15 protein-coding genes are annotated in these 10,112 nt (G+C 64.5%); 9 read left to right on the top strand and 6 right to left on the bottom strand.

Going from position 1 to position 10,112, the window contains the following annotated elements; all coding sequences use genetic code 11:
• Positions 1 to 123 precede the first annotated feature (123 nt).
• From FJ311_14470 to FJ311_14495, 6 genes are all read right to left on the bottom strand, one after another.
• On the bottom strand, positions 124 to 753 hold the full coding sequence (locus FJ311_14470) for a hypothetical protein (protein ID MBM3952643.1): 630 nt from the start codon (positions 751 to 753) through the stop codon (positions 124 to 126).
• A 5-nt stretch (positions 754 to 758) separates the two neighbouring features.
• Positions 759 to 1,316 carry a hypothetical protein gene (locus FJ311_14475; protein ID MBM3952644.1) on the bottom strand — a complete coding sequence of 186 codons (558 nt, stop codon included), beginning with the start codon at positions 1,314 to 1,316 and terminating at the stop codon, positions 759 to 761.
• Positions 1,291 to 2,100: a PD-(D/E)XK nuclease family protein gene (locus FJ311_14480; GenBank protein MBM3952645.1), complete on the bottom strand. Its 810-nt coding sequence runs from the start codon at positions 2,098 to 2,100 to the stop codon at positions 1,291 to 1,293. Before FJ311_14480 ends, FJ311_14475 begins: the two co-directional genes overlap by 26 nt.
• Positions 2,085 to 2,462: a hypothetical protein gene (locus tag FJ311_14485; protein MBM3952646.1), complete on the bottom strand. Its 378-nt coding sequence runs from the start codon at positions 2,460 to 2,462 to the stop codon at positions 2,085 to 2,087. Before FJ311_14485 ends, FJ311_14480 begins: the two co-directional genes overlap by 16 nt.
• On the bottom strand, positions 2,459 to 2,677 hold the full coding sequence (locus FJ311_14490) for a helix-turn-helix domain-containing protein (GenBank protein MBM3952647.1): 219 nt from the start codon (positions 2,675 to 2,677) through the stop codon (positions 2,459 to 2,461). Before FJ311_14490 ends, FJ311_14485 begins: the two co-directional genes overlap by 4 nt.
• A 198-nt stretch (positions 2,678 to 2,875) precedes the next feature.
• Positions 2,876 to 3,562: a hypothetical protein gene (locus tag FJ311_14495; GenBank protein ID MBM3952648.1), complete on the bottom strand. Its 687-nt coding sequence runs from the start codon at positions 3,560 to 3,562 to the stop codon at positions 2,876 to 2,878.
• 121 nt (positions 3,563 to 3,683) lie between these two features.
• On the opposite strand from FJ311_14495, the gene FJ311_14500 reads away from it, so the two are divergent.
• The 9 genes from FJ311_14500 to FJ311_14540 all read left to right on the top strand — a co-directional run.
• Positions 3,684 to 4,358, top strand: a complete 675-nt coding sequence (locus FJ311_14500; GenBank protein ID MBM3952649.1) for a LexA family transcriptional regulator — start codon at positions 3,684 to 3,686, stop codon at positions 4,356 to 4,358.
• Positions 4,359 to 4,391: 33 nt separating this feature from the next.
• Entirely contained in the window at positions 4,392 to 4,622 is a 231-nt protein-coding gene (locus tag FJ311_14505; protein ID MBM3952650.1) for a hypothetical protein, read from the top strand.
• 7 nt (positions 4,623 to 4,629) lie between these two features.
• Positions 4,630 to 5,166 (top strand): thermonuclease family protein, encoded by a 537-nt coding sequence (locus FJ311_14510; GenBank protein MBM3952651.1) that lies wholly within the window; start codon positions 4,630 to 4,632, stop codon positions 5,164 to 5,166.
• 152 nt (positions 5,167 to 5,318) lie between these two features.
• Entirely contained in the window at positions 5,319 to 5,540 is a 222-nt protein-coding gene (locus FJ311_14515; protein ID MBM3952652.1) for a hypothetical protein, read from the top strand.
• Positions 5,537 to 5,983 (top strand): DUF2924 domain-containing protein, encoded by a 447-nt coding sequence (locus tag FJ311_14520; GenBank protein ID MBM3952653.1) that lies wholly within the window; start codon positions 5,537 to 5,539, stop codon positions 5,981 to 5,983. The genes FJ311_14515 and FJ311_14520 overlap by 4 nt, the downstream gene beginning before the upstream one ends.
• Complete coding sequence (locus tag FJ311_14525; GenBank protein MBM3952654.1) at positions 5,980 to 7,311, top strand: recombinase family protein; 1,332 nt, start codon at positions 5,980 to 5,982, stop codon at positions 7,309 to 7,311. The genes FJ311_14520 and FJ311_14525 overlap by 4 nt, the downstream gene beginning before the upstream one ends.
• On the top strand, positions 7,308 to 7,718 hold the full coding sequence (locus FJ311_14530; protein ID MBM3952655.1) for a hypothetical protein: 411 nt from the start codon (positions 7,308 to 7,310) through the stop codon (positions 7,716 to 7,718). The genes FJ311_14525 and FJ311_14530 overlap by 4 nt, the downstream gene beginning before the upstream one ends.
• Before the next feature lie 102 nt (positions 7,719 to 7,820).
• Entirely contained in the window at positions 7,821 to 8,015 is a 195-nt protein-coding gene (locus tag FJ311_14535; protein ID MBM3952656.1) for a type II toxin-antitoxin system Phd/YefM family antitoxin, read from the top strand.
• Positions 8,016 to 8,033: 18 nt separating this feature from the next.
• Positions 8,034 to 10,112 (top strand): DEAD/DEAH box helicase (locus tag FJ311_14540; GenBank protein MBM3952657.1); only part of this gene is annotated, 2,079 nt, incomplete at its 3' end.

The following is a 10,112-nucleotide window of genomic DNA, read 5'->3' on the forward strand; positions in this document are numbered from 1 at the left end:
CCGCTCGGGCTCGGGCTCGATCGCGGGCAAGGCTTCGGCGTCCGACAAGGATTGGCCCCGGATCAAGTTCGGAAGAAGAAGGCGGCCCCGGAGGTCGTCCGGGGCCGCGAGGGAAGACGGAGATCAGAACTCCGTCCGCAGCATGGGATCATCGGCCGGCGCCGGCGCGGCCGGCGGCGGCACGTGGCTCGCCCGGGGCTTGGCCGTGGCGGGAGCAGCCTCCTTCCAGACTTCGCCCTCCTCGACCGGGCTTTCGTCGGGCAGCTCCGCCGGACGGCCGGTCCATTTGACGATCTCGAACTTCGGCCGGTAGTTGGTGCCGTACTTGTCCTTCATGGCCTCGGCGCCGGTGCAGGCGAGGACCGGCAGCAGGCTCGGATGCTGGCCGCGCTGGGCTTCCCACTGGGCGTAGACGTCCTTGATCGCGTTCGAGAGATGGATCGAGGCGGATGAGAACTCCGCCACGCCGCCGAAGAACTTTGGACTGAAGGTCATCACGACGAAACCCCGCTTGAAGCCCTCGCCGGGGGAGGGTGCCGCCCGGTCGAGGGAAGGATCGATGCGGCGCTCCGGCGCCTGGCCCTCGCGGAACAGGAGCCAGCCGGTCGCGATGTTGGCGAAGTCGATGGCGAAGGTGGGCCGCGCGATCTCCTGGTCGCCGCCGTCCTCGCCGCGGACGAACCACTTGTCCGCCTTGGCGTTGTACTTGACGTAGGGCTTGCCGTTGCCGGCGCCGCCGATGTGAAGAGGCATGGTCGTTACTCCTTTCTGCTGGTTTCGGGTTGATGGACTGGGAAGTTCGGGCGGGCGAATGGGCCAAAATACTTTGGGGATGCGGCGTCATATGCTTCGGCCGCTTTTCGTTCGTTCTCGAAATACCCGAGATGAACATGCCGGCCGTTGACGACGATCCGCGCAGCCCATTTCCGGCGTGCTTTGTGCCACCCCACGCCCTTGAAGCGGGACGTTCCGCTTCGCGACGTCATGTTCTGGAGGTTCTCCGTGTGGCTGCAGGCCCGGAGATTGGAACGACGGTTGTCGAGCGTATTGCCGTTGATATGATCGACGATTATCCCTGGCGGAGCCTTGAGGATTGCGCGGTGCATGCGCTCCTTGCGTGCCTTTCCGCCCTTACTTGTCCGGCGAGCCGCATAGAGGCCGCCTTGGCAACGATCGACACACCATTTCCATTGCGACAGCCATTCGAAATCGGCATCGTCGACCATGGTGAAGTAAAATTGCGAAAGCATGATCCGCCTCATCGCGGGCTCCATTTGACAGACGTTCATTTCAGAATCCGTAGACAGCGGCACCATTGGCCCGCGTCGTCGGATTCACCCAGTAGAAAGCGTCGTAGTCGGGGACGAGCAGGCCCGCGAGTTCTTGAGGATCGGAAGACAAAGCGAGGAAGCGTCCGAGCCGGATGGCGATCTGGCAGAGCGCGTCCAGGTGCCGCTTCATCTCGTCGCCGGACATCTCGTAGACGGCGACCGCCCGGCCATCGGACTTGCCGGCACTGGGCTTCACGTAGGCGAAGCGCATGCCGTAATTGCCATGCGCGCTGGCGTAGACGGCGCCCTGGCGGCCGTGGGAATCCGAGATGGCGGAAGGCAGACGCTCGGCGGTCTTGAGGTCGACCACCAGCCCGTGCTGGTCGAAGCGCCAGTCGATGTAGCCGACGATGGGAACGGGCACGCCGTCGAGGGCGACCGAGACCTTCTCCTGGTGGGCGGTGGGCACGCCGTACTGGCGGAGTTCCTTGAGGCCGTGCTCGACATAGCCGGGGAGGTTCTTGCGCTCGGCCTCGCGGCGCTCGTCGGGATTGAGAGCCATCTCGCGGTCGAAGGCGGCCAGCGCCGCCATCACGCACTCGGCGACCGGCAGGGTCGGCTCCAGGAGCCCCAGGTGGATGCCATGCTCGACGGCCTTGCCGCGCGCGGCGTTGGCGCCGGCGGGCGAGCGGCGGCCCAAGAGCCGTTCCATGACCCACAACGCCGGCTCGGCGGTCCAGAGGTTGAGGGACGAGGGCGAGAGATGCTCGATGCCGTGGCGCGTGAAGGGATTGCTGGACATGGCGGGCTCCATCAGCGGCTTTGGCATGTGGCGGCGGGACGGAATCCCGGCGCCGGCTTGATCGCCAAGTAGGTAATGCGGCCGTCGTCGAGGCGGCGCTGGGCCAGCAGAAGCCGGCCCCGGTTCGCGAGTTCCATCGCTCGGTCAGCGACCCGGCCGAGTTCCTCGCGAACGCCGTTGCCCATCGAGGACCAGCCGCGCGCGCGGTCGAGCGCGAGATGGCCGGCGTGGTAGGCGAGCCATTCGCCCGATCGGGCGACCTCGAGCCAGGCCAGAAGGGCGGCCTCGCCGGCGAGCAGTTCGGGCTGAACCGGTTCGTTCGGGGACGATCGGGAGCGTCCGCGCGGGATGAAGCGGAGATGCGTTGCCGAGGCGAAGGCCGTATTCATCGCGCGGCCTCCGCGGCGGGCACGAGCTCGCCGCCCGCGTTCAGGCAGAGCCGGCCGGACTCGTAGGCGTCGATGTCCTCGGCGCGGTAGACGACCCGGCCGCCGATCTTGAGATAGCGCGGGCCCCGGCCCTGCCAGCGCCAGCGCTCCAGGGTCCGGTGCGAGAGGCGCCAGCGTCCGGCGAGTTCGATCTGGTTGAGAAACGGGGAATTCATGGCATCCGGCTCCTGGCGAGCGATGGTTCGCCGGGGAGGATGCCAACACCGGATTCGGACGTCGTGGGGATCGCGAGGGGATGATCGGGGGATGTAAAGGGGATCAAACCCTCCCGCCGGGGGATGGAGCGGGGGACCGGCTGGGGGATGGCGAGGCGGGACGGCGAATGGACCGGCACTTTCGCGCCGGACCGGTTTTCAAGGGATCGGCAGGTTGAGGCGGTAGCGTCCCTTGCGGTCGGAAAGGATCAGCGTTCGCCAGTCCTTCTGGGTCTTGAACAGGTCGGCCATGCGCGAGCAGGAGGAGCCGGCCTCGCCCAGCACCGCCTTGCCGTGGCGCCAGGGCGATCCGGACTTGGCCGCCTCGTGGAGAACGCGCACGACCTTGGCCTGGCACGGGCCGAGGTGGAACGTGCGGCCCTGAAGATCGATCTCTTTATAGCCGTCCCTGTGCTCGAAAGGCGCTCGGCCCGCGGCGCGTGCGCCGACGGGATGATCGCGCTCGATGCGGTCCCGCTCCTCGCGTCGCACGGCGAGATCCTCGATCCGGACGTCGAGGGAGGTCTCGGGCCGCATGACGCAGAGGTATTCTCCCTCCGGCGCGGCGAAGCGGCGGACCGCCGACCGGCGATCCCGGATCAGGCGGCGGGCATCGCCCGGATCGAGATCGAGAAGCCCGGAGACCCGCCGCTGCTCCAGCGCGACAGGATGCGGATTGTTGGCCGGACCATCCTCGTAGTAGCCGCGCTCGATGGGCAGGTTCCACACCCGGACCGAGACCTTGAGAATGCCGTTCTCGACCAGGTAGACGAGATCGCGCCGGGGAAGCCCCCAGCGCTCCTCGATCTCCTCCAGCCCGAAATAAGCCTTCTCCGGCAAGCCCATGGTTCCGTTCCGCGCCCGGGTAAAAGCCCCCAATCCTTACGGACTTGACGAGGATGAATCAATCCTTTTTAATCCACATATTCCACACTATCCACTAAATCCACAGACAGGACTTGCCGCCATGCGCCACTCCCTCGCCGACCGACTCCGCGCCCGGTCCCGGCAGCTCGGGCTCAATGCTCGCCAGGTGGCGGAGATCGCCGGCGTCAACCGCTCTTTCGTCTACGACATCATGCGCGGCCGGTCGGAAAACCCGAATCTCGGCAAGCTGGAGAAGGTCGCCGTCGCCCTCAAGGCGGACCGCAACTGGCTGCTGCACGGTTTGGGCGCGGTCGAGGGAGAGCCCCCGATCGTCGACGACATCGCCTCCGAGGACATGTTCGTCGCCATCCCCTCCGTCCGCGTCACCGCCGCCATGGGCGGCGGGCGGCTGGTCGAGGACTCGCCCGAGAACGGCAAGCCGTACCACTTCCAGAGGGCCTGGATCCGCGACGAGCTGAAGGCCGATCCGGCCCAGCTCCGCATCATGCATGTCGAGGGCGACAGCATGCTCCCGACCCTGCAGGATCACGACATCATCCTGGTCGATCTCTCCCGCGCGTCGCCGACGCCGCCCGGCGTGTTCGTGCTGTTCGACGGCATGGGGCTGGTGGCGAAAAGACTCGAGTTCGTCCCCGCCGGCGATCCGCCGCGGGTGAGGATCGTCTCCGACAATCCCCTCTACACCGCCTACGAGCGGACGGCCGACGAGATCAACATCGTCGGCCGCATCCGCTGGTTCGCCCGGGAAATCTGACCCATGCGCGGCATGGCGCGGCACCATCGGGAGATGCCCTGGCTGCGGCCGGCCAAATGGGTCGGCACCGGCGCCGGCGTCGCGGGCGCCGTTCTGGTCGCGCTCAACATCGGGGTCACGGGATACGGATTTGTGCTGTTCCTGGTCTCGTCGCTGCTGTGGGGCGCGGCTGGATTCGCGCAGCGCGAATTGAGCCTCGTCGTGCTGCAGGGGGCGTTCACGGCAATCAACCTGCTCGGCATCTACAGATGGCTGATGGTGTAGCCGGACGGTGTCGTTCTCCTGGGCAAAATGGCTCGCGATTGCCGCGCTTCTGGCGGCACCTGTCGGAGCATTTGCGGATTCCGACCACATCATCGGTGTCGCCAACGTCATCGACGGCGATACCATCAAAATCCATGATCAGCGCATTCGTCTTCATGGCATCGACGCGCCGGAAAGCTCTCAGGAATGCCATCGGCGGGATGGCGCCGCTTGGGGCTGCGGCCGACAGGCCGCCCTGGCGCTCCGAGAGCTGATCGGCCAGCGCCCAGTGACGTGCGTCCGGCAATACGCCGACCGTTACGGCCGGATCGTCGGTGTGTGTTCCATGGGTGGCAACGACATCAACGCCTGGCTTGTGGCGAACGGGTGGGCCGTCGCCTACCGTCGGTATTCGTCCGACTACGTCGGCGCCGAGACCGTGGCGCGGGTCAGTGGTCTCGGCATCTGGTCCGGCGAATTCGTCATGCCGTGGGAATGGCGCCGCGAAAAACGATCCCAAATCCGGGTTCATACGGAAAGGCGCGGCGAACTACCCGCTCATTGAATAGATCGCAGCAGCGAAGAAAGGCACCCGCTTTTCTCGCCGGCTCCTTTGTTTGCGCGCAACTACGATAAGGATTCGCGTTTACTTCCGTTTCTTGGATGGCGTGCCTACCGTTCGCCCATCGACATCACGTTGCGGACGGTCTCCATCCCATGCCCGATTGCTTATCCGGCCCAAATGCCATTGCTCCGGGGCACATGTCGCCCGCCGAGCGAATCGGCGAAATCTGCGCGATTCTGGCCCGGGGGCTGGTTCGGCTTAAAGCCCGCCAGTCAAGGCCTGTATCCGGCGACCCTGGAGAAAGTTGTCTCGACTTCCCGGCCGACCAACGCGGTCATGCCAGCCGCACGCGAAGTCGTGAGGCAAGAGCATGACCGAGACCATCATCGCCCGAATCGCGGCCCTGAAGACGACGCCAACCCCGGATCTGAAGAAGCAGTGGCGCGATCTCTTCGAGACGGAGCCGCCGCCCTACAACCGCCGCTTCCTCGAAAGCCGGCTCGCCTACCGCATCCAGGAGCTCGCCTATGGCGGGCTGAAGCCCGAGACCGTCGAGCGCCTCGAGGCGCTGGGCGAGCAGCTTGACGGCGGCAATATCGTGCTGCGCCGGACCCGCGCCGACGACAAGCCGATCGCCGGCACGCGGCTGATCCGAGAATGGCAGGGCGTCGAGCACACCGTCACCGTCCTGCAGGACGGCTACGAATGGCAGGGGCGGCCCTACCGGTCGCTATCCGCCATTGCCCGCGCCATCACCGGCACGCGGTGGAACGGGTGGGTGTTCTTCGGTCTCAAGAACCAACGGGGCCGTCCATGAAGAAGCCGCACCATCCATCGAAAATCGCCCGGAAGCTCCGCTGCGCGATCTATACGCGCAAATCGACCGAGGAAGGTCTGGAGATGGAGTTCAACAGCCTCGACGCGCAGCGCGAGGCCTGCGAAGCCTACATCGCCAGCCAGAAGCCCGAAGGCTGGGTTCGGCTGGCCGACCGCTACGACGACGGCGGCTTCTCCGGCGGGACGCTGGAACGCCCCGCGCTGAAGCGACTGCTGGCCGACATCGAGGAAGGCGGTATCGACGTCGTCGTGGTCTACAAGATCGACCGTCTCAGCCGCTCGCTCATGGACTTTGCCAAGCTGGTCGAGGTGTTCGACCGGCGCGGCGTGACCTTCGTCAGCGTCACCCAATCCTTCAACACCACGACCAGCATGGGACGGCTGACGCTCAACATCCTGCTCTCCTTCGCCCAGTTCGAGCGCGAGGTGATCGGCGAGCGCATCCGCGACAAGTTCGCGGCCAGCCGCAGGAAGGGCATGTGGATGGGCGGCTTCGTGCCGCTCGGATACGAAGTCAAGGACCGCAAGCTTGTCATCAATGAGCCCGAGGCCGCCACCGTCCGCATGATCTTCGAGCGGTTCGTCGAGGTGGGCTCCGCGACCGTGCTGGCCCGCGCCCTTGCCGCCGAGGGCGTGACGACGCGGCGGGGGCGGCCAGTCGACAAGGGCTTCCTCTACAAGCTGCTGAACAATCGGGTCTACATCGGCGAGGCGGTCCACAAAGGCACGGCCTATCCCGGCGAACACAAGGCTATCATCGGCCGCGCCCTGTGGGACAAGGTCCACGGAATCCTGCGCGAGAGCCCGCGAGTACGCGCCGCGCGCACCCGCGCCTCGACGCCCGCGCTGCTCAAGGGCCTCATCTTCGGCCCCACCGGCTGCGCCATGACGCCGACCCACACGCGGCGCGGCGAGAAGCTCTACCGCTATTACGTGAGCCAGTCGGTCCTGAAGCGCGGGCCCGAAGCCTGCCCGGTTGGGCGCGTATCCGCGGCCGAGATCGAGGCGGCCGTCGTCAGCCAATTGCGTGGCCTCCTGCGGGCGCCGGAGATCGTCGTCGGCACATGGCGCGCCGCCCGGGCCGAGATCGATGGGCTGGCGGAATCCGAGGTACGCGAGGCGCTGGAACGGCTCGACCCCCTTTGGGACGAACTCTTCCCGGCCGAGCAGGCGCGCATCGTCCAGCTTCTTGTGAAGCGGGTCGACGTGGCGCCGGACGGCATCGATATCCGGCTCCGGGTCGACGGACTGGCAACTCTGGTCCGCGACCTTGCCGGCGCCGGCCCCGAGTCGCGGAGGGCGGCATGACCAGCGTGGCGTCCCTCGCCAAGGACGCACGCACGCTCACGGTTCGCGTGCCCTTCACGCTGCGCAAGCGCGGAGGGCGCAAGCTGGTAGTCGCGCCGGAAGGCGCGACCTGGGGCGCGCCGCACCCGCGGGTGGATAGCACCATGATCAAGGCCATCGCGCGGGGGTTTCGGTGGCGCAAGCTGCTGGAGACCGGGGTCTACGGGACCATCGACGAGATTGCCAAGGCCGAGAAGATCAACCCGTCCTATGTCAGTCGGGTTCTGCGGTTGACGCTCCTTGCGCCGGCCATCGTCGAGTCGATTCTCGACGGCCGGCAGCCGGCGGAGATGACGCTGGCGGCGCTGATGGAGCCGTTTCCTGTGGGGTGGCGGGAGCAGCTCGATGCGGGATTTCGGCAAATTTAACGGTTAGCGCCGTCGCCGAGCCTGAATCCCCCCACGCCGGACGATTCGACCATTGCGCTGTTGTCCAATTCGGCCAAGACTGGCTCCCCTAAGGGAGACCACATGCGCTCCATCACGTCTGCAGACGCAAAAAACAATTTCGGCGAGTTGATCGACCTAGCCCGGGCCGCGCCCGTCATGGTCACCAAGTACGATCGTCCCGTGGTCGTGGTGATGGCGGCGGAGGAGTATGAGCGGCTGAAGGCGCTGGACGTGCGGGGTTCCGTGGCGGCAAAGCCGAAGGGAACGAAGCTGTGATGACCTGGGGACCTCCCAATGCGCCGGGTCGATGCCCGCAGCATCAGACACGGGCACCGGCACGTTTTCAATCGGAGGCGCGTCATGGACGTTTTTGACCTAAGGGCTCGCCTCGTCGCGGACTACAAGAGCTACACACGCAGCTTCATCAAAATACGTGATGATCGAATCAACAATTTTGTTGATGAAGCTCTGACGACAGGCGCCTTCTGGCCTGAACCGCTTCTTCAACTCAATCCCACCTTCTTGCCTGGTGGAACGATCGATGACCTCGTTACCAGCAAAGTCCTGCACAGCGAATGTGCGAAGATTTTTCGTATTGAGAAGTCCGATTCTGACCTTGGCGGGAAGCAGTTGCTTCTACATGAGCATCAGCGCGAGGCAATCCTTAAGGCAAAGGAAGGCAAGTCCTACGTCCTGACGAGCGGCACGGGTTCCGGCAAAAGCTTGGCCTATATCGTACCTATCGTCGATCACGTTCTTCGGAAGGGTTCTGGCCGCGGCATCCAGGCGATCGTCGTCTATCCGATGAACGCGCTTGCCAATAGTCAGGACGAAGAGCTCGCGAAATTTCTCAAGGAAGGTTACCCGGAAGGGCAACCGCCGGTCCGCTTCGCCCGCTACACCGGTCAGGAAAAAGGCGACGTCCGCGAAGCTCTTAGACGCGATCCGCCGGACATTCTTCTTACCAATTACATGATGCTCGAGTTGCTGCTCACGCGCTCTGAGGATCGTGAGCTCGTTCGTGCGGCAAAAGGACTGCCATATCTAGTTTTCGATGAGTTGCACACCTACCGCGGCCGCCAGGGTGCCGATGTGGCACTACTCATTCGCCGTTGTCGCCAGGCATTTAACAGCCCCGACAGCATCTGCGTCGGCACATCGGCCACAATGGCAAGTGGCGGGACCTCCGAAGACCAAAGGCGCGAAGTCGCCCGCGTCGCCGAATCTCTGTTTGGTGTTACCTTCACGGCAGATCAGGTGATCGGTGAGTCGCTCGAGCGCGCAACGCCTCAGATTTCTACAATCGACAAGGCATCAATCGAGACGATAAGCGCCACGATCGCTACGGACCAAAGTCCACCGACGGATTATGAGGCATTCCGCAATCATCCATTAGCTTCATGGATCGAGTCGACGTTCGGGGTTCGAGAAGAACCTCAGACTGGACGCCTGATCAGACAGGCCCCTCGGCGGTTACAGGGTGATCCGATCGAGAACCAGAAGAGCGCCGCGGCCGAGCTCGCTGAACTTGCTGGAGCAGCCGCTGAAAACTGCGCAACCGTGCTGCGCAGATTCCTATTGCAGGGTGCAACGCTACGCCGAAGTGCATCGAGCCGGTTTCCGATTTTTGCCTTCCGTCTGCATCAATTCCTTACGAGAGGTGACACCGTCTGGGCGACGATAGAACCCGAGGCTGATCGCCACCTGGATCTAGCAAAGAAGGCGGCAAAGCCGGGAGAGCCCGAAAAACGGCTATTCCCGATGGTCTTCTGCCGACATTGCGGAACCCCATACTACCGGGTCGCTGTCACACAAACCGACCAAGGGACTACCCTGCTGCCGCGGGAAGACCGTCGCGAGGCAGGGGATGACAATGGCGAAGATGCATATCTCTTTGTTTCTGAGACAGCTCCGTGGCCGCGCGGTGACACCTCAACGTTACTTGCTCGCTTGCCAGATTTCTTGAAGGAGACGACAGCTCAGGGCGTCGAACGGGTCCGCGCAGACGCTCGGGGGGATGTCCCGATCGCCGTCTTTGCCGACGCCACCGGCCGAATCGTTTCGGAAGGGCAAGGCGGCATGCCTGCAGCACTGATCAGGAAGAATTTTCTTTTCTGTTTGGAGCCATCCTGCGGCGTTGCCTATGCGCGCAGCCAGAAATCTGAACGCAACAAATTGTCCACCCTCGGCGTCGATAGCCGGAGCACCGCCACAACCATCCTCGCAGTGCGTGCACTTCTGGAGCTACAGCAAGACCGTGATCTGAAACCCGAAGCCCGTAAACTCCTGAGCTTCACCGACAATCGGCAAGATGCGTCTCTACAGGCCGGTCACTTCAACGATTTCGTTCAGGTCGCCCTTTTAAGGTCCGCG

Source organism: Rhodospirillales bacterium (assembly GCA_016872535.1).
In the GTDB taxonomy this organism is placed as follows: Bacteria; Pseudomonadota; Alphaproteobacteria; order Rhodospirillales; family 2-12-FULL-67-15; genus 2-12-FULL-67-15.